The sequence below is a fragment of the Pseudomonas sp. PAMC 26793 genome (genome assembly GCF_000313235.1).
Lineage (GTDB): Bacteria > Pseudomonadota > Gammaproteobacteria > Pseudomonadales > Pseudomonadaceae > Aquipseudomonas > Aquipseudomonas yamanorum.
Genome location: NZ_AMXG01000026.1, coordinates 125,498 through 144,744 on the forward strand (window position 1 = coordinate 125,498; position 19,247 = coordinate 144,744).

A 19,247-nucleotide genomic window follows, 5' to 3' on the forward strand; every position below is an offset into this window, starting at 1 on the left:
GGCCACCGAATGGACAAATACACCCCCCACACCTGGCAGCCCCACGAGCGCCCGAGCCTGCCGGGCTCGCCGTCGACGCCGCTGCATTCCACCCGCAAACGCTGGGCCTACGCCCTCGTCGGCGTACTCGTGGCAATCACCGGTGGCCTCGGCAACTCGCTGGTGATCGCCAACCTGGTGTACCTCCAGGGCGCCCTGGGTGCCACGACGGCCGAGATGGCCTGGCTCCCCGCCGCCTACGTCATGACCAACGTCTCCATGAACCTGCTGCTGGTCAAGTTCCGCCAGCAATTTGGCCTGCGCACTTTCACCGAAGTGTTCCTGGTGCTCTACGCCCTGGTCACCTTCGGCCATCTGTTCGTCAACGACCTCAGCTCGGCCATCGCCGTACGGGCGGCCCACGGCATGGTCGGCGCCGCCCTCAGTTCCCTGGGCCTGTACTACATGATCCAGGCCTTCCCTGCGAAATGGCGGATGAAGGCCCTGGTCCTCGGCCTGGGCACCGCGCAACTGGCACTGCCCCTGGCTCGGCTGTTCTCCGAAGACCTGCTGCAAATCGCCGAATGGCGCGGCCTGTACCTGTTCGAACTGGGCATGGCCCTGACCTGCCTGGGCTGCGTATTCCTGCTCAAGTTGCCCCCGGGCGACCGCTTCAAGACCTTCGAAAAACTCGACTTCCTCACCTTCGCCATCCTCGCCACCGGCGTTGCCTTGCTCTGCGCGGTGCTTTCCCTGGGCCGTATCGACTGGTGGCTGGAAGCGCCGTGGATCGGTATCGCCTCTGCCTGCTCGCTGGTGCTGATCATGGCCGGCCTGGCCATCGAACATAATCGCTCCAACCCGTTGCTGATGACCCGCTGGCTGGGCAGCGGGGCGATGATTCGCCTGGCGTTGGCGGTGGTGCTGATTCGCATGGTGCTTTCGGAACAGTCCACTGGCGCCGTGGGGTTCATGCAGATGCTGAACATGAGCAACGAGCAAATGCGCACGCTGTACTGGGTGATGCTGGCGGGGGCGATTGCCGGCCTGGCCGTCAGCGCGTTGACCATCAACCCGGCGCACCTGTTGATGCCGTTGATCATCTCCCTGGCTTTCATGGCCACAGGGTCGGTGATGGACAGCTTCTCCAGCAACCTCACGCGCCCGCAAAACATGTACATCAGCCAGTTCCTGCTAGGCTTTGGCGGCACGTTCTTCCTCGGGCCGACCATGGTATTGGGCACGAAAAACGTGCTGACCAACCCCAGGAACCTGGTGAGTTTCTCGGTGCTGTTCGGGATCTGCCAGAACCTCGGCGGCCTGATCGGCGCGGCATTGCTGGGCACGTTCCAGATCGTGCGGGAAAAATTCCATTCCAGCATGATCGTCGAACACCTGACCTTGCTCGATCCGCGTGTGGCGGCGCGGGTGGCCAGTGGCGGTTCGGCTTATGGCGGGGTGATTGCCGACCCCGAGTTGCGTAACCTGATGGGCATTCGCAGCCTGGCCACCGCAGCCACTCGCGAGGCGAATGTGATGGCCTATAACGATGTGTTCATGCTGATCGCGATCATCGCCATACTCACTATGATCTGGATTTTTATCCGCAGCCTCTGGCTGATGAGTACCACTAAAGCTGCCGCCAGTGCAGCGCCTCCCGTTCAACCCAGCGGCGCACTTTCTTCATGACCGAACCGACGACGACCACCACCAACGCCATCGCTTCCACGCCGGAAGGCACCGCGCCACCGAGCATGCCGGCCACCGAACCACGCTCCTTGCGGGTGCGCATCATCTCTTCCATGGGCTTTGCCGCGATTGCGATTATCGGCGTGCTGATCGTGCTCTACGCCTGGCAGTTGCCGCCCTTCAGCAGCGCCGTGGAAACCACCGAGAACGCCCTGGTGCGTGGCCAGGTGACGATCATCGGGCCGCAGCTTAGCGGCTACGTGTATGAAGTGCCGGTGACGGACTTCCAGTACGTCAAGGCCGGGGATTTGCTGGTGCGCCTCGATGACCGCATCTACAAGCAGCGGTTGGATCAGGCCCTGGCGCAACTGGCGGTGCAGCAGGCGTCGCTGGCCAATGTGGTGCAGCAACGCAACAGTGCCGAGGCGACCATCAAGCTGCGTCAGGCCGCCTTGGCCGACAGTCAGGCCCAGGCGCGCAAGAGCACCGCTGACTTGCGCCGCAACGAAGAGTTGATCAGCGACGGTTCGGTGTCCAAGCGCGAGCTGGACGTGACCCGCGCCGCCAATGCGCAAACCATCGCAGCCGTGGCCCAGGCCCAGGCCAGCCTGGAAATCGCCCGGCAGGATTTGCAGACAGTGATCGTCAATCGCGGTTCGCTGGAGGCGGCGGTGGCCAATGCCGATGCGGCGGTGGAGCTGGCGCGTATCGACCTGTCGAACACCCGAATCATCGCCCCGCGTGACGGGCAACTGGGGCAGATTGGCGTGCGCCTCGGTGCCTACGTCAACAGCGGCGCGCAGTTGATGGCGCTGGTGCCCAACCAGTTGTGGGTGATCGCCAACATGAAGGAAACCCAGATGGAAAACGTGCAGGTCGGCCAGCCGGTGACTTTCACCGTGGATGCCCTGGACCATCGCAAGTTTCACGGCACGGTGCAGCGTATTTCCCCGGCGACCGGCTCGGAGTTCAGCCTGTTGCAGGCGGACAACGCCACTGGCAACTTCGTCAAGATCGCCCAGCGGGTGCCGGTGCGGATCACCGTCGACCCGGGGCAGGAGCAGAGTGAACGGCTGCGGCCGGGGTTGTCGGTGGTGGTGAGTATCGACACGGCGGGGCGCCTCAAAAACACCCCGCCCTAAGACACAATCGAGATCAAAAATGTGGGAGCGGGCTTGCTCGCGAATGCGGAGTGTCAGTCGCAGATGTGTTGACTGATCCACCGCATTCGCGAGCAAGCCCGCTCCCACATTGGTTTTGTGTTGTTAGAGGGTTTTGTATTGCAAGCTGAAACTCAGTTCTGCCGACTGGCCTTGTTCCAACAGCTTCAACCCCGGCCTACCCGGCAGGTGATGGGCATTCACTGGATGGCTCACCGGCTCGAAACAGAAAAAATCCAGCCCCGGCGGGCAGTACAGCAGGTAGTAGTCGCTGCCGGTGGCCTGGCATTCCAGGATGTAACCCAACTCTGGCTGCTGGATGACGCAGCGCCCGTCCCATTGGCCAAAACCGTTATCCACCACCGCCTCGGGCAACGACTTGAGCCGTTGAAAATCCCACTCGGCGGGCACGGCAGCCAGGCCCGTCGGCAATTTCGCCGCATCACTCATCCACACCTGCCCAGCCTTGGCCTGCAATTGTGTGCCAGGCCTGCGGGGCAGATACGGATGCAATCCCAGGCCATGCCACGCTGCGTTTTCTGCCAGGTGCGTGACGCGCAAGGTGATGCTCAACTTGCCGTCCTTCAACTGAACCCGCTGCTCGGCGCGATACGCAAAGGGTGTGCTGCTGTCCAGTTGCAACACCACTTCGTCTGCCGTCTGGCTGACCACGTGCCACGCCTGCTGCCAGGCGCTGCCATGAATCGGCAGCGGGTCCAGCGGGCTGTTGGGTTCAAGTCCCAACCACCCAGACGGGTTATCAAAGCCACCTTCGGCCACCCGGTTCGACCAGGGCGCCAGTGGGAAACACCCCAGCTTGCCCGGCAAACCGGTGGCCAGTGCGTGTTGATCAGTAGGGCGCAGCAAGGGTTGGCCGCTGCTGCGTACGGTCCAGTTGACGAGGCTGCCACCCAGCGCTGGCGCCAGCGTCAGGTGGGTGAGGTTGTCTTCGAGTTCAAGCATCAGCGCACCCTTGATCGTTCCCACGCTCTGCGTGGGAATTCATCCTGTGACGCTCTGCGTCACGGTTTTAAGAGCGGACGCAGAGCGTCCATGGCGGCGTTCCCACGCAGAGCGTGGGAGCGATCAGTTCATAACACCAGCCCAGGCAACCACAACGACAACGCCGGAATGTAGGTCACGGCCAGCAGCACCAGGAACAGTACGCCATAAAACGGCAGCAGTGCCTTCACGGTCTTCTCGATGCTGACCTTGCCCACCGCCGCCCCCACAAACAGCACTGCGCCCACTGGCGGAGTGATCAGGCCGATGCCGAGGTTCACCAGCATGATCATGCCGAACTGCACCGGGTCGACGCCGATACCGAGAATCACCGGCATCAGGATTGGCGTCAGGATCAAAATCAGCGGCGCCATGTCCATCACCGTGCCCAGCAACAGCAGCATGGCGTTGATGCACATCAGGATCACATAGCGGTTGTCCGACAGGGTCAGGAACATCGTGGTGATCTTCGCCGGGATCTGCATCAGGGTCATGATGTAGCCGAAGCTGGCGGCGAACGCGATCAGGATCATCACGATGGAAATGGTGCGCACCGTGCGGTGCATCAGCTTGGGCAGCTCGCTCCATTTGTAGTCGCGGTAGATGAACATGGTCACGAAGAACGCCCACAGCACCGCAATCGCTGCGGACTCGGTGGCGGTGAAGATGCCCGACAGAATCCCGCCAAGAATGATCACCATGGCCATCAAGCCCCACAGGGCGTCGGCGCAGATTTTCAGTGCCTGTTTCAGGGGAATCACTTCGCCTTTGGGGTAGTTGCGCTTTTTCGCGAAGATCAGGCACAGCACCATCAGGCAAGCGCTCATCAGCAGGCCCGGGACCACCCCAGCCATGAACAGCGAGGCAATGGACACGGTGCCGCCGGCCGCCAGGGAGTAGAGCACCGAGTTGTGGCTGGGGGGCGTCAGCAAGGCTTGCACCGAGCCGCTCACGGTGACAGCGGTGGCGAATTCACGGGGATAACCACGGCGCTCCATTTCCGGAATCAGCACCGAACCGACGGACGCCGTATCGGCCACCGACGAACCCGAGATCGCGCCAAAAAACGTCGAGGCCATGATGTTCACCAGGGACAAACCGCCACGCACAAACCCCACCAGCACCCCGGCAAACGCCACCAGGCGCCGGGACATGCCGCCTTCGGCCATGATCGCCCCGGCCAGCACGAAGAACGGAATCGCCATCAGCGAAAACTTGTTCACCCCGCCAGCCACCTGAATCATCAGGGCCTGGAACGGAATGTCGATCCACCACGCGCCGATCAGCGCAGAAAGCCCCAGGGCGTAGGCCACCGGCATGCCAATCAGGATCAAGGCGATAAAGCTGCCCAACAGAATCAACGCGTCCATTCAGGCAGCCCCTTCACTTTCTTCAACCAGGTCGAAGCGCACGACCCGACGGTTGCTCTGGTCACCGAGCAGGAGTTTTTCCAGCACAAAAATCAGCGTCAGCAAGCCGCCAATCGGGATCGGCATATAGGTGATGCCCACCCGCAAGGTCGGCATGGCGCTCATGAACTGGTTCCAGGTGGACAGGCACAACTTGGTGCCCCAGATCGTCATGAACAGGCAGATGGTGCCCATCAGTAATTGCGAGACGATGCCGACGATGTGGCGCTGGCCAGGCGGCAGGCGGTCAGTGACCATGGCCACCGACATATGCGCCCCGGCGCGGTAACTGGCGGCGGCGCCGACAAAGGTGAACACCAGCATCAGCAGGATGGCGGTGGGCTCCGGCCAGCTGGAGCCGGTGCCGAGGACGTAGCGGGCGAAGATGCCCCAGGGGATGATCAGCGCGACGCCGAGAACGGCAAGGCCGGCGACCCAGATGCAGCTCATGTAAATGCGGTCGTTGATGCGCAGCAGTAAATTCTTCATGGCGTTCACCGTGACCGGGCGCGTCGATGCCGACCGCGCCGGGCCTTTTCTATGAGAGGAGGGCGGGTTACTCGACGGCTTCGATGCGCTTGATCAGGTCGGCGTAAGGGGCGCCGTACTTGTCGCGAATCGAAGCGGTGGCCTCATAGAACGGTTTTTTGTCGATGTCGATGAACTCCACACCGGCGGCCTTGAGCTTGGCTTCACTGCTGGCGGACTTGGCGTCCCACAGCTCGCGCTCCTGGATCTGCGCGGCCTTGGCGGTGTTTTTCACCAGCACCTGTTGCTCGGGGGTGAGCTTGTTCCAGGTGATTTTCGACATCACGATGGGCTCGGGCAGGATCAGGTGGCCGGTGAGGCTGTAGAACTTGGCGTTCTGGTAGTGGTTGTGTTCCAGCAGGGTGGGCGGGTTGTTTTCCGCGCCGTCGATCACCCCGGTCTGCAGGGCGCTGAAGATCTCGCCGGTGTCCATGGCAATGCCGTTGCCGCCCATGGCGTTGATGGTTTCGATGAAGATCGGGTTGCCCTGCACGCGGATCTTCATGCCCTTGAGGTCTTCGATCTTGCGCACCGGTTTCTTGGTGTAGAGGTTGCGCGTGCCGCCGTCCATCCAGGCGAGGGCCACCAGGTTGAATTCGGAGTTGGTGATCTTGGCGAGGATTTCATCGCCAATCTCACCGTCGATGACCTTGCGCATGTGCACCTGGTCACGGAACACGAACGGCATGTTGAACACGTTTACGTCCGGCACCACCGGGCCGACGATGCCGAGGCTGACCCGGGCCATCTGGATCGCCCCGACCTGGGCTTGTTCGACCACTTCCTTTTCCGAGCCCAGCACGCCGCCGGGGAACATCTTGAAGGTCAGGCCGCCGTTGCTTTCGGCCACCAGGGTTTTACCCAGCTGTTCTTCGGCGACGACGGTGGGGTAGCCGGCGGGGTGAATGTCGGCGAACTTGATTTCCAGTGCGTGGGCGGTGCTGCCGAGGGTGAAAACGAACGGGAGTGCAGCGGCGAGCAAGGTGCGTTTGAAGTCCATGGGGTGTCTCTCCAGTCTTGTTATTGTTTTGTTCAAGGCACAGCGATGCAGCTAGAGGATGAAGTGCGGTTCGGCCATTCCCTGTACGCCAGGGTTGAGGGCGAAGACGCCTCCGGCCAGGGAGTGCGGGCTGTGGTCGTCGCGGATCGAGGTGACGAACAAAGTGTCCAGGCGGCTGCCGCCGAAGGCGCACATGGTGGGTTTTTTGACCGGCACGGCCAGTGAACGGTCGAGGCGACCGTCGGGGGTAAAACGGTGCACCAGCCCGGCGTCGTTGGCACAGATCCAGTAGCAGCCTTCAGCGTCGACGGCGGCCCCGTCGGGGCGGCCGAGGAACTGGTGCATGTCCACAAACAGCCGACGATTGGACGGCGTGCCGCTGTCGATGTCGTAGTCGAAGGCCCAGATTTGCTGCACCAGTGGGTGCGAGTCCGAGAGGTACATCGTGCGCCCGTCGGGGCTGAAGGCCAGGCCGTTGGGGGTGATGAAACCGTTGAGTGCGGTGTGTACGGGCTGGCCGTGCTCAACGCGGTACAGGGCGCCTTCGGCGGCATTGGCGCCCATGTTCAGCACCATGCTGCCAGCCCAGAACCGGCCCTGGCGATCACAGCGGCCATCGTTCAGGCGCATGTCCGGTCGGGCGTGCTCGACGCTTGCCAACGGCGCGGTGTCGAGCCTGCCGTCATCGTGGGGCGTCAGCTGGAAAAACCCGGTTTCCATGCCCGCGATCCAGTTGCCCGTCGTGATGCGGGCGATGCAGGCGAGCATCTGCGGGGTTTTCCAGGCTTGCACCTGGCCGCTGGTGGCACTCCAGCGCTGCAGCTCGGCGTTGGGAATGTCCACCCAGTACAGGGCGTTTTCCTCGGGCACCCACACCGGGCATTCACCTACGGCGTTGCGGGCGTCGACAATCAGTTCTGCTTGCATGGCCACTCATTCCCTTGGGTTGGTCTGTGGTCAGTCACCGAACGGGCCGGCGGCACAAAACGCACCGCCCTGGTACACCCGCGCCGGGTCGTCGATGGCGGGCAGCGGCTGGGCTTCCACCTGTTTGCGGAACACCTCGGAGGTGTCCTGCGGGGTGAAGCCCAGGTGGGCGGCAAAGCGGTTGTCCCACCAGACGTCGAGGTTATCCGACATGCCGTAGACCACGGTGTGGCCGACGTTGGGTGTGTACAGCGCGCGTTCGAGCAGTTGGGTGAGGTCGTCGAAGCTCAGCCAGGTGTGCATCATCCGGCGGTTCTGCGGTTCCGGGAACGAGGAGCCGATGCGGATGCTGACGGTCTCGATGCCGTAGCGGTCGAAGTAGAAACTGGCCATGTCCTCGCCGTAGGATTTGGACAGGCCGTAGTAACTGTCCGGACGGCGCGGGGAGTGGGCGTCGAGGGCTTCGCCCTGCTTGTAGAAACCGATGACGTGGTTGGAGCTGGCGAAGATGACGCGCTTGACCCCATGGCGGCGGGCGGCTTCATAGATGTGGAAGACCCCGCAGATGTTCGCGCCCAGTACTTCCTCGAACGAGCGCTCCACCGACACGCCGCCGAAATGCAGGATCGCGTCGACGCCTTCCACCAGGTGGTGCACGGCCTGTTTGTCGGAAAGATCGCAAGGCAGCACTTCTTCGCCGTCGTCAGCGGCCGGGGCCATGTCGGCGATGTCCGACAGCCGCAGTACCTTGGCGTAAGGGCGCAGGCGTTCGCGCAAGACTTTACCCAGGCCACCGGCGGCGCCGGTGAGCAGCAAACGGTTGAACGGGGTAGGGGCTGTGGTGGTGGTCATGGTGGTCCCGTTATTGTTGTAGGTTGTCGTATGACTAGTCCGAAGTATCGTTAGGCTTTCCTACACTTGTCAACGCGCTATTGGTCGAAGTTGATAGAGGGTCATCGCTGTCCTGTGGTGAGGGAGCTCCCTGTGGAGAGGGAGCTTGCTGTGGCGAGGGAGCTTGCTCCCGCTGGAGTGCGAAGCGCTCCCAAGATTTTGGGGCCGCTGCGCAGCCCAGCGGGAGCAAGCTCCCTCGCCACAGAAATCTCCCTCGCCACAGCAATCTCCCCCGCCACAAAAGCCTTTCCGGTTGTTTGTAAACCGCTATAACAACGACAGCGGGTAACTGATGAATATCCGGTTCTCATCAAACTCGTTGGTACTGAAATCCCGGCGCATTGTCGCGTTGCGCCACCGCACATTCAGGTCCTTCAGCGCGCCGCTCTGCACGGTGTAGGCCAGTTCCGACTCGCGGCCCCATTCCTTGCCGTTGGTGATCGCCCCGATGTGCACGTTATCGCCGCTGATGTAGCGGTTCATCATGGTCAGCCCGGGAATGCCCAGTACCACGAAGTTGAAGTCGTGCCGCACCTGCCAGGACTTTTCCTTGGCGTTGTCGTAGCTGGCGTTGTAGCTGTCGTTGGCCAGGGTGCCGCCGCTGGTGCCGTTGACCCGCATCCAGGCGCTGTCGCCGGTGAGTTTCTGCAGGCCGATATAGAAGCTGTTGCCTTTGTATTTGGCCGAGAGCAGGGCGAACGCGGTTTTGTTGTCGAGGTCGCCGGCCAGGGCCTTTCCGTCCTCCTTGCCGGTGAAGTACCCGAGGTTGGCGCCCAGGGTCCAGTCGCCCACGGGTTGGCTGTGGGTGAAGTTGAAATACTGTTGCTGATAGATGTCGCTCAGCTCGGCGTACCACACGCCCACTTGGGTGCGCTTGTCGTTGAAGGTGTATTCGCCGCCGCCGAAGTTGAAGCGGTCCGAGGTGAACGCAGCTTTGCCGTTGAGGAACAGGTCATCCATGCTCGCGTCGTTGCGCGGGCTATTGCCGCGGAACTGGCCGCCGTACAGGGTCAGGCCAGTGATTTCGCTGGAGGTGACCTGGCCGCCTCGGAAGGTTTGCGGCAGTGAGCGACCGTCATCCGAACGCAGGATCGGCAGCACCGGCATCCATTCGCCGACTTTCAATTCAGTCTTCGACAACCGGGTTTTCAGCGCCACGCCCAGGCGGCCGAAATTGTCCGCGGGGCGGCCATCGCTGCCGATCGGCAGCAACTGGGTGCCGGCGGTGCCTTTGCCGCCGTCGAGTTTCTGCGAGTACAGGCCCAGCACGTCCAGGCCGAAACCGACGGTGCCTTGGGTGAAGCCGGACCTGGCGTCGAGAATGAAGTTTTGCGTCCACTCCTCGGCCTTGCCCTGGGGGTAGGCGGGGTTGGTGAAGTTGCGGTTGAAGTAGGCGTTGCGCAGGTTGAGCGTGGCGGTGGCGTCATCGATGAAGCCTTCTGCCGAGGCGGTGACGGGGAGGGTGAGGGTCAGGCTGCTCAAACCGATGGCGGCGAAACGGGTGGTGCAGGAGAAATGGCGGACGTGTTGGCTCACAGTGACGCTCCGTTGTCTTTTTGTTGTTTTTATTTTTTGTTATACGTTGTCGTACAACATTGGTGGCGATATTTGCGAGGTTTTACGGGGTTGTCAATCGAAAGTTATACGATGACCCCCTGTGTGAAGGAAGCCAGTGGAGGAGGGTTATCCTGCTGCAACCATGGGCGGCAAGGTACCAAGCAGCGAAACGGCGGCTACCGCTGAAACACCTAGTAACCATTCAATCATCACGCTGGCCTTCAACGCAGGCAGTCGCTGCTCACAGTTGTGAATCCGCAGGCGGTTCAACAGCGCCAGTGCGAGCATGCCGAACACCAGCAGCATCTTGATCAGCAGGATCAGGGCGAACCCAGTGAACAAGGGGGTCGGCCAGAACTGCCCGGTGAGCACCCGCACGTTGATCAGGCCGGTCACCAGCAATCCCGTCACCAGCCCATAACCGATGCCGCTGAAACGCTTGAGGATCGGTTCCAGTGGATAGTGGGGCGATTGCCTGAGGATCAGCACCAGCAGGAGCAAGCCACCCAGCCAGGCACCGACACACACCAGGTGCACCACCTGATTGAGGATCAGCAGTTGCCCCGCCACGCCATTGAGCATGGCGCCATGGCCTACCGGTGCCAGCGTCGCCAGCAGCAATGCACAGAGCGGCAGGCGCACGGCCTTCCACGGCGTCATCAAACCGAGCACCAGCAGCACGTTCAGCACCAGGTGCCAGGTCCAGACCTGGCCGAAGAAGGTTTTACCCAGCACCAACTGCACCGTCGACAGCTCCAGCGCGCCCAGCCCGACTCCGGCCATGCTCGCGCTGATCAACAGCAACCACGCCACCCCCGACACCAATGCCAGCCACGCCAACCCTTGGGTGATGCGCGCCAGTTGGCGGTCCAGCACCGGTTGCGGTCCCGCGCCCAGCAGCCAGGGCCTGAACACACAGGCCCCGAACATTAACAGCACCACGATGAAATGCAGGAAGCGGCACAGCACCAGCAGGGTGGCCATGGATTATTGGCCGACCTTGAAGCTGTATTCACCGTTGCTCTTGTGGGTATCCACCGAGACCGCGTTCCACACCACTTTGTAGGTGCCGGCGGCCAACGGTGCGGCCGGTGTCACCACCAATACTTTCTTGTCGGCGTCCGGGGTTTCCAGGCCTTTGATCGCGACTTCGGTACCGTCCTTGCTCAGGGACACCTTGGTGAAGGTCGCTTCAACGCCTTCGCTGAACGTCAGGCGCAGGTCCTTGGGGGCGGCGACGCTGCTGTCGGCGGCAGGCTCCGAGCTTTTCAGGTGGGCGTGGGCAAACGCGGCCGAGGCGCCCAGCAGGGAAGCCAGCAGGGCGACGGTGGTGAGGGTTTTCTTGATCAACATTGTTCAATACCTTCAGGTGAGAGTCAGTCGTTCGGCAGTGCCATGTGCAACAAGGGAAAGGGCTTGCCTTCGCCATCGACCGGCGAGCGGCCAGTCTGGATAAAACCATAGTGCAGATAGAAACCCACGGCCTGTGGATTCTGCTCGTTCACGTCGACCCGCAGGGTGTCGTGGCGGGCGCGCACGAAGTCCAGCAACTGGCGGCCGATGCCCTGGCCTCGCCGGCTCGGGTCGATAAACAGCATCTCGACAGTGTTGCCGCCGGTGCCGACGAAGCCGGCAATGCCTTGGGCGTCTTCGTACACCCATACCTCAAGGGCGGGCATGGGCAGGTAGCAGTCGCGCACCAGGGGCAGGTAGCAGTCGCGCACCAGGGGCAGCAGGCGCTGGATGTCGTCTTCGCTGAGAAAGTCATGGGTGGCGCGCACCGAGCGTTCCCACAGTGCGCCAAGCACCGGGTCGTCGCACGCGTCTCGCAGTCGAATAGTCATGGAGATGATCCTTCGAGGGGATGGCGATGCTAACCAATCCGCTTTCCACGGGGAAGGTGCTTGTACGAAGTTTCACAGTGGCGTGTCGCCGCGACCTAGAGCGGATGGTAGTCTTGAAGACATGTTGTTGTCAGGGAGCCCTTATGGGCAATCACAAGATCGGTATTCGTCGGGTCAACGTCGAAAAGATTCTGCTGGCGGCGGAAAAGGTTTTCGCCGAGAAGGGCTATGGCAGCACCGCCATGGCCGACATCGCCGAAGAGGTGCAACTGCCGCGCTCCAACCTGCATTACTACTTCAGCACCAAGAGCGAACTGTACAGCGCGGTGTTGTTCGACCTGCTGGAAGTGTGGAAACAGGACGCCTTGTGCTTCGAGATGTTCGACGACCCGCGGGTGGTGCTCAGCAGCTACATCCGCGCCAAGATGCAACATTCCCGCAGCCGGCCCTATGGTTCGAAAGTCTGGGCGAATGAAATCATCCATGGCGCGCCGACCCTGGGGGAGGCGCTGGATGTGAGCCTGTATGACTGGGCCAAGATGAAGGAAGCGAAGATTCGCCAGTGGGTGGAAGACAAGCGGATCTTGCCGGTGGAGCCGTCGAGCCTGCTGTATATGATCTGGGCATCGACCCAGCACTATGCCGACTTTGATCACCAGGTGAAGATCCTGAATGACCACCAGCCGTTGTCGGACATGCAGTTTGAACGGGCGGTGCAGACGGTGACGAGTGTGATCTTGCGGGGGATTGGGTTGGAGCCGTAGATCGTTCCCACGCCCCGCGTGGGAATGCCGCTCTGGACGCTTTGCGTTCGCTCTTAAGGTCGTGACGCGGAGCGTCAACGGATGCATTCCCACGCGGAGCGTGGGAACGATCATTCACGATCATCTAGCTACACCGCTTCCCGGTAGGGATTGCGCGGATCCTGCGTCCAGTTCAAAAACGGCTTCCTGGTCTCCACCGGCACCATCTCGATACAGTCCGCCACCGGGCAGGTGATCTGGCACAGGTTGCACCCCACGCACTCGTCATCAATCACCTCGTACTTATGCGTCCCGTCCGCCTGCTTCAAGCTGGCAATCGCCTGGTGCGATGTATCTTCGCAGGCAATATGGCAACGCCCACAGCCAATACACGCCTGCTGATCAATCTTGGCGATCACCTGGTAATTGATATCCAGGTACTTCCAATCCGTCGTATTGCCCACCGCCCGCCCGGAAAACGCCTGCAGGCTGCTGTAGCCCTGGCTGTCCATCCACCGCGACAGCCCGTCCTTCATCTCTTCGACAATCCGAAACCCATGCAGCATCGCCGCCGTGCACACCTGCACCGCGCCGCAGCCCAGCGCCACGAATTCCGCCGCATCGCGCCAGTTGCCAATCCCGCCAATCCCGCAGATCGGCAAGCCTTGTGTCTGAGGGTCCCGGGCAATCTCCGCCACCATGTTCAACGCAATTGGCTTTACCGCCGAGCCGCAGTAACCACCGTGAGTGCTTTGGGTACCTACCATCGGCAGGGCGACCATGCGCTCCAGGTCGACACTGGTGATGGAGTTGATGGTGTTGATCAGCGACACCGCATCCGCGCCACCGCGATAGGCCGCCCGCGCCGCCACGCGAATGTCGGTGATGTTTGGCGTGAGCTTGACGATCACCGGCAGCGAACAATAGGTCTTGCACCAGCGCGTCACCTGTTCCACGTACTCCGGCACCTGGCCCACCGCCGCGCCCATGCCGCGTTCCGGCATGCCGTGGGGGCAGCCGAAGTTCAGCTCGATGCCGTCGCAGCCGGTGGCTTCCACCAGCGGCAGGATGTTTTTCCACGACGCTTCTACACACGGCACCATCAGCGACACGATCAGTGCGCGGTCGGGCCAGTCTTTTTTCACCTGGGTGATTTCTCGCAGGTTGATCTCCAGGGAACGGTCGGTAATCAGCTCGATATTGTTGATGCCGAGCACTTCACGGTTGGCACCAAAGTGCGCCGAGTAGCGCGATGAGACGTTGACCGCGGCCGGGTCTTCGCCGAGGGTTTTCCAGACGACGCCGCCCCAGCCGGCTTCAAAGGCGCGGACCACGTTGTAGGCCTTGTCGGTAGGCGGCGCGGAGGCCAGCCAGAAGGGATTGGGGGCTTTGATGCCGGCGAACACAATCGAGAGATCGGCCATTACGCAGCCTCCACATTCAGCATGAGTTGAGCGTGCATGGCTTGCGCGGCCAGCTTGCCGTGTTGCACGGCCTGGACGGTGAGGTCCTGGCCGAGGCTGACGCAATCGCCACCGGCATACACACCGGGGATGCTGGTGCGCAGCTGTTCGTTGACGAAGATGCGATCGCCCTGGCGTTGCAGCTGGTGGGCCAGCGGGTCGTGCAGCGCGGCGTCGTCGAACCCTTGGCCGATGGCCTTGAAGATCGCGTCGGCGGCCAGTTCGAAGGTTTCGCCGGTGGCTTGCAGGCGGCCATCGACCATGCGCGTGCGGGCGAAACGCATACCGCGCACATGGCCCTGATCATCGAGCAACACTTCCTCCGGTTGGGCCCAGGTCAGCAGGCGTACCTGGTTGGCCTTGGCGATGTCCTGCTCGTGGCCGGTGGCGCCCATTTCACTCAGGCCCCGGCGGTACACCAGGTTGACGTCACGGGCGCCGAGGCGGGCCATTTGCACGGCCATGTCGATGGCCGTGTTGCCAGCGCCGAGGACAATGCAGCGGTCGGCCAGGGGTAGTTGGCTGAGGTCATCGGCCTGGCGCAGTTCACGGATATAGTCGGTGGCGGCGAGCAGGCCGGGGGCATCCTCGTGAGGCAGGCCGAGCTGTTTGCTGGCGGCCAGGCCGAGGCCGAGGAACACCGCATCGAATTGCTGGTGCAACTCGCTCAAGGTCAGGTTGTCGCCCAGACGCTGGCCGTGACGGATCTCGATGCCGCCAATTTGCAGGAGGAAATCCAGTTCCTTCTGCGCGAAGTCATCCACCAGTTTGTACTTGGCGATCCCGTATTCATTCAGGCCGCCGGCTTTTTCCCGGGCTTCGAAAATCACCACGTCATGACCGTGCAGGGCGCTGCGATGGGCGCAGGACAAGCCCGCAGGCCCGGCGCCGACCACCGCGATGCGTTTGCCGGTGGGCGCGGCGCGCTGGAACGGGTGTTCGCTGAAGTGCGCGTTGTCCACCGCGTAACGCTGCAACAGGCCGATAAGCACCGGGGCACATTCCTCGGCGTTGTTGCGCACGCAGGCTTGCTGGCAAAGAATTTCTGTCGGGCAGACCCGGGCGCAACTGCCGCCGAGGATATTCGCCGAGAGAATCTTCTGCGCGGCGCCCTGGACGTTTTCCGTGTGGATATTGCGGATGAACGAGGGGATATCGATCTCGCTGGGGCACGCGTTAACGCACGGCGCGTCGTAGCAGTAGAGGCAGCGCGACGCTTCCAGTCGGGCTTGCCGGGCGTTGAGCGGCGGCGCCAGGTCGGTGAAATGCGCGGCGAGGGCTGCCGCATCTTCATGGGGGTGGGGAAGATGGTTCAGGGTCTGGATCACGGTATTGGCCTCACGGTTTTTGAGGTGCTGCCTCTGGTGGGCAGTGGTTTTTTTTTGCCTGTACCGGCCTCTTCGCGAGCAAGCCCGCTCCCACATTCGCCCCCATTCCAACAGGATAAATGCAGTCGAATGTGGGAGCGGCGGTGCGACGACTCGACTTGCTCGCGAATGGCGGCCTCAGCGTTTCACAGCAACCGGCCTGGAACGCTCCGCCCGCTTGCTCAACTGCTCAAACACCGGCGGATACGTCGGCCGTTCGATATACCGTCCCGCACCTCGCTCGGCGCGCAAATCCCCATCCGCCCAGACCAGCTTGCCCTGGCTGACGGTGTGGCTCGGCACGCCGCGCACGGTCTTGCCTTCGAAGATGTTGAAGTCGACTTTCTGGTGGTGAGTCTTTGCAGAAATGGTCCGTGTGCCTTGCGGGTCCCACAGCACCAGATCAGCATCGGCCCCCACGCGGATTGCACCCTTGCGCGGGTACAGGTTGAAGATCTTCGCGGTGTTGGTAGACGTCAGTGCAACAAACTCCTGCATCGACAAGCGCCCGGTGTTCACGCCCTCATCCCACAACAGCGCCATGCGGTCTTCGATACCAGCAGTGCCATTGGGGATCTTGCTGAAGTCATCCCGCCCGGCGGCTTTTTGCTCGGCGCAGAAGCAGCAATGGTCGGTGGCGGTGGTGTGCAGGTTGCCCGATTGCAGGCCATGCCACAGCGCCTCCTGATGCCCGCGTGGACGGAAGGGCGGGCTCATCACGTAGCCGGCGGCAGTCTGCCAGTCGGGGTGTTGATACACGCTGTCGTCCAGCAGCAGATGCCCGGCCAAGACTTCGCCGTACACCGGCTGGCCCTTGCTGCGGGCGTAGGTGATTTCATCCAGCGCTTCCTGGGTGGAAACGTGCACCAGGTACAGCGGCGTGCCGATGGTTTCGGCAATCCGGATCGCCCGGCTGGCGGCTTCGCCTTCCACCTGCGAAGGCCGCGACAGCGGATGCGCTTCAGGCCCGGTAATGCCCTGGGCCATCAGCTTGCGTTGCAGGTGATACACCAGCTCGCCGTTTTCGGCATGCACCGTCGGCACCGCACCCAGTTCCAGGCAGCGTTCGAAGCTCGCCACCAAGGTGTCGTCGGCGGCCATGATTGCGTTCTTGTACGCCATGAAGTGCTTGAAGCTGTTGATGCCGTGTTGGCTTACCAGCTCGGCCATTTCCTCGCGGACCTGCTCGCTCCACCAGGTAATCGCGACGTGAAAGCCATAGTCGGACGCCGACTTCTCGGCCCAGCCGCGCCACTGGTGGAAGGCTTCCAACAGGGATTGCTGCGGGTTGGGAATCACGAAGTCGATGATCGACGTGGTGCCGCCCGCCAACCCGGCGGCCGTGCCACTGAAAAAGTCTTCACTGGCCACGGTGCCCATGAAGGGCAATTGCATATGGGTATGCGGATCGATGCCGCCGGGCATCAGGTATTGACCGCTGCCATCGAGTATCTCGGTGCCGGCGGGAATATCCAGATCAGTGCCAATGGCGCGAATTAGACCGTCTGCGCATAAAACATCGGCTCGGTAACTTTCATCATGGGTAATAACGGTAGCGCCACGGATCAACAGCGACATGTCGAGTTCCTCACAGGCTTGACCGGCTTGTGCCAGTTCTAAGTGTTGTCATGCATCGCGCCGCTGGAGAATTAATTCCTGTCAGCGGTGACAGGAATAGAAACTAGCCCGAGTTTTTCGAATGAGCAAGAATATTTTTTATAAGCTTGTATCGATATTAAGTTATTGAATTGTAAGGATAAAAAATAAAAGTCACCAAAATGTAGCGGCCTCTCACCATTTTGACGCACTTGACAGGTTCCCAATATGAGCAACATTTCCTATTGCAAATCAGACGCTTGAGACATGCCTCTTGACGGGGCCGGTAAATAAAAATAATTGTGTTGCACCAGATTGAGTCCTGAGGGTTCGGACAACTTCTGCGTTATTTGGCCTGAGTAACGCTGAAAGTAACGAGGGGCCTCTTCGGTCGAGACAATAAAGCTGATAAACATCAGCGAGTTATATAAGCGGTGCGGGAAGGGCAACGGTTTACGGCACGGTTATTGAGTGCGGTGGCGGTTGGCCGGGTCCCGGATGTCATGTTGTCAACGCGGTACTCCGGCCATCCCGTGCACGTCACGGGGTGAGCAAAAATAATTCGAAAAAACCGTGGAGCGGCCATGCAACAGAACAGATCGCAAGTCATTGAACGCAACGGCCTGTACGAACTCGACGCCGGCCCCGACGTCCTCGACAGCCCCCGCTACAACCACGACATGGCACCAACCAAGGTGCGCGAACGCACCTGGAACAAGTGGCACATCACCGCGCTGTGGATCGGCATGTCGGTGTGTGTGCCGACCTACACCCTGGGCGGCGTGCTCACCGCGTACTTCGGGTTGTCGGTGGGCGAGGCGCTGATGGCGATCCTGCTGGCCAATATCGTGGTGTTGATCCCGCTGACCCTCAACGCCTTCCCCGGTACCAAGTACGGCATCCCGTTTCCGGTGTTGCTGCGCTCGTCCTTCGGCGTGCTCGGTTCCAACGTGCCGTGCCTGATTCGCGCCCTGGTGGCGTGTGGCTGGTTCGGCATCCAGACGATGTTTGGCGGCCTGGCGATTCACCTGTTTCTCGGCTCAGTGTTTGAGGGCTGGAAATCCCTTGGCGGCACCGGTGAAGTGATCGGTTTCATGATCTTCTGGACCCTGAACCTGTGGGTGGTATTGCGTGGCGCCGAGTCGATCAAATGGCTGGAAACCCTGTCGGCACCGCTGCTGGTGGCGGTGGGAATCGGGCTGCTGGTGTGGGCGCTGCCGAATGTCTCGCTGACCGAGCTGATGGCGATCCCACCCAAGCGTCCCGAAGGCGCGAGCCTCACCGGCTACTTCATGGCGGGCCTGACGGCGATGGTAGGTTTCTGGGCCACCTTGTCATTGAACATTCCCGACTTCAGCCGCTACGCCAAGAGCCAGAAAGACCAGATCCTCGGGCAGATTTTTGGCCTGCCGCTGACCATGTTCCTGTTCGCCGCCCTCGGCGTAATCATGACTGCCGCCTCGGTGAAACTGGTGGGTGTCAGCGTCTCCGACCCGGTCACCCTGATCGGCCATATCCAGAGCCCGATATGGGTGGCCGTGGCCATGGCGCTGATCATCATCGCCACCTTGTCCACCAACACCGCGGCGAACATCGTCTCGCCCACCAACGACTTCCAGAACATCGCGCCCAAGCTGATCAACCGCACCACGGCGGTGGTCCTCACCGGCCTGGTGGGCCTGGCGCTGATGGCCCACGAACTGCTGAAAAAGCTTGGGCTGATCATCTCCGACGTGAGCCTGGAAACCGTCTACTCCAACTGGCTGCTGGGTTACTCAAGCCTGCTGGGGCCGATTGCCGGGATCATGGTGGTGGACTATTTCATCATCAAGAAACAGCAACTGGACCTTGCCGGCTTGTACCGCGATGACGTGTACCCGGCGTGGAACTGGCATGGCTTCCTCGCCTTCGGCGTGCCGGTGGTGCTGACGCTGTTGTCCCTGGGCAGCGATGCCTTCAGCTGGTTCTACAGCTATGGCTGGTTCACCGGTTCGGCGCTCGGCGGGTTGCTGTATTACGCCCTGTGCATGAAGCGCGGCGCCCGCGTCGTCGCCGTAAAAACACCGCTTTAATCGATGTGGAATGCAATCCA

General features: G+C 61.6%; 17 protein-coding genes. 4 read left to right on the top strand and 13 right to left on the bottom strand.

Annotated features, from left to right (window positions below):
• Window positions 1-9: 9 nt before the first annotated feature.
• Both D109_RS0110865 and D109_RS0110870 read left to right on the top strand, forming a co-directional pair.
• Window positions 10-1,668, top strand: a complete 1,659-nt coding sequence (locus D109_RS0110865) for an MFS transporter (protein WP_017476910.1) — start codon at window positions 10-12, stop codon at window positions 1,666-1,668.
• Window positions 1,665-2,810, top strand: a complete 1,146-nt coding sequence (locus tag D109_RS0110870; RefSeq protein WP_017476911.1) for an HlyD family secretion protein — start codon at window positions 1,665-1,667, stop codon at window positions 2,808-2,810. The genes D109_RS0110865 and D109_RS0110870 overlap by 4 nt, the downstream gene beginning before the upstream one ends.
• A gap of 123 nt (window positions 2,811-2,933) precedes the next feature.
• Here D109_RS0110870 and D109_RS0110875 read toward each other — a convergent pair whose 3' ends face one another.
• The 10 genes from D109_RS0110875 to D109_RS0110920 all read right to left on the bottom strand — a co-directional run bounded on the left by D109_RS0110875 (window position 2,934) and on the right by D109_RS0110920 (window position 11,986).
• Window positions 2,934-3,791: an aldose 1-epimerase gene (locus D109_RS0110875; RefSeq protein ID WP_032868471.1), complete on the bottom strand. Its 858-nt coding sequence runs from the start codon at window positions 3,789-3,791 to the stop codon at window positions 2,934-2,936.
• 128 nt (window positions 3,792-3,919) lie between these two features.
• On the bottom strand, window positions 3,920-5,200 hold the full coding sequence (locus tag D109_RS0110880; protein ID WP_017476913.1) for a TRAP transporter large permease: 1,281 nt from the start codon (window positions 5,198-5,200) through the stop codon (window positions 3,920-3,922).
• Entirely contained in the window at window positions 5,201-5,728 is a 528-nt protein-coding gene (locus D109_RS0110885) for a TRAP transporter small permease (RefSeq protein WP_017476914.1), read from the bottom strand.
• Between the two features lie 67 nt (window positions 5,729-5,795).
• Window positions 5,796-6,767 (bottom strand): TRAP transporter substrate-binding protein, encoded by a 972-nt coding sequence (locus D109_RS0110890; RefSeq protein WP_017476915.1) that lies wholly within the window; start codon window positions 6,765-6,767, stop codon window positions 5,796-5,798.
• Window positions 6,768-6,818: 51 nt separating this feature from the next.
• Window positions 6,819-7,694, bottom strand: a complete 876-nt coding sequence (locus D109_RS0110895) for an SMP-30/gluconolactonase/LRE family protein (protein WP_017476916.1) — start codon at window positions 7,692-7,694, stop codon at window positions 6,819-6,821.
• Between the two features lie 30 nt (window positions 7,695-7,724).
• On the bottom strand, window positions 7,725-8,546 hold the full coding sequence (locus D109_RS0110900; protein WP_017476917.1) for an NAD(P)-dependent oxidoreductase: 822 nt from the start codon (window positions 8,544-8,546) through the stop codon (window positions 7,725-7,727).
• Between the two features lie 306 nt (window positions 8,547-8,852).
• The gene (locus D109_RS0110905) at window positions 8,853-10,121 is read right to left on the bottom strand and encodes an OprD family porin (RefSeq protein ID WP_017476918.1); all 1,269 of its coding nucleotides are present in this window, start codon (window positions 10,119-10,121) and stop codon (window positions 8,853-8,855) included.
• Window positions 10,122-10,268: 147 nt separating this feature from the next.
• Window positions 10,269-11,126 (bottom strand): copper homeostasis membrane protein CopD, encoded by an 858-nt coding sequence (gene copD, locus D109_RS0110910; RefSeq protein ID WP_017476919.1) that lies wholly within the window; start codon window positions 11,124-11,126, stop codon window positions 10,269-10,271.
• Between the two features lie 3 nt (window positions 11,127-11,129).
• On the bottom strand, window positions 11,130-11,495 hold the full coding sequence (gene copC, locus D109_RS0110915) for a copper homeostasis periplasmic binding protein CopC (protein WP_003207825.1): 366 nt from the start codon (window positions 11,493-11,495) through the stop codon (window positions 11,130-11,132).
• A 23-nt stretch (window positions 11,496-11,518) separates the two neighbouring features.
• Complete coding sequence (locus tag D109_RS0110920) at window positions 11,519-11,986, bottom strand: GNAT family N-acetyltransferase (protein WP_017476920.1); 468 nt, start codon at window positions 11,984-11,986, stop codon at window positions 11,519-11,521.
• Between the two features lie 143 nt (window positions 11,987-12,129).
• Between D109_RS0110920 and D109_RS0110925 the strand changes: the two genes are divergently transcribed.
• Entirely contained in the window at window positions 12,130-12,750 is a 621-nt protein-coding gene (locus D109_RS0110925; protein ID WP_003207828.1) for a TetR/AcrR family transcriptional regulator, read from the top strand.
• Between the two features lie 128 nt (window positions 12,751-12,878).
• Here the strand turns inward: D109_RS0110925 and preA are convergent, their stop codons facing one another.
• The 3 genes from preA to hydA form a co-directional block, all read right to left on the bottom strand.
• Entirely contained in the window at window positions 12,879-14,153 is a 1,275-nt protein-coding gene (gene preA, locus D109_RS0110930) for an NAD-dependent dihydropyrimidine dehydrogenase subunit PreA (RefSeq protein WP_017476921.1), read from the bottom strand.
• Entirely contained in the window at window positions 14,153-15,520 is a 1,368-nt protein-coding gene (locus tag D109_RS0110935; RefSeq protein ID WP_017476922.1) for an NAD(P)-dependent oxidoreductase, read from the bottom strand. The genes preA and D109_RS0110935 overlap by 1 nt, the downstream gene beginning before the upstream one ends.
• Before the next feature lie 177 nt (window positions 15,521-15,697).
• Window positions 15,698-17,137 carry a dihydropyrimidinase gene (hydA, locus tag D109_RS0110940; protein ID WP_017476923.1) on the bottom strand — a complete coding sequence of 480 codons (1,440 nt, stop codon included), beginning with the start codon at window positions 17,135-17,137 and terminating at the stop codon, window positions 15,698-15,700.
• 602 nt (window positions 17,138-17,739) lie between these two features.
• On the opposite strand from hydA, the gene D109_RS0110945 reads away from it, so the two are divergent.
• On the top strand, window positions 17,740-19,227 hold the full coding sequence (locus D109_RS0110945) for an NCS1 family nucleobase:cation symporter-1 (RefSeq protein ID WP_017476924.1): 1,488 nt from the start codon (window positions 17,740-17,742) through the stop codon (window positions 19,225-19,227).
• Window positions 19,228-19,247 lie beyond the last annotated feature (20 nt).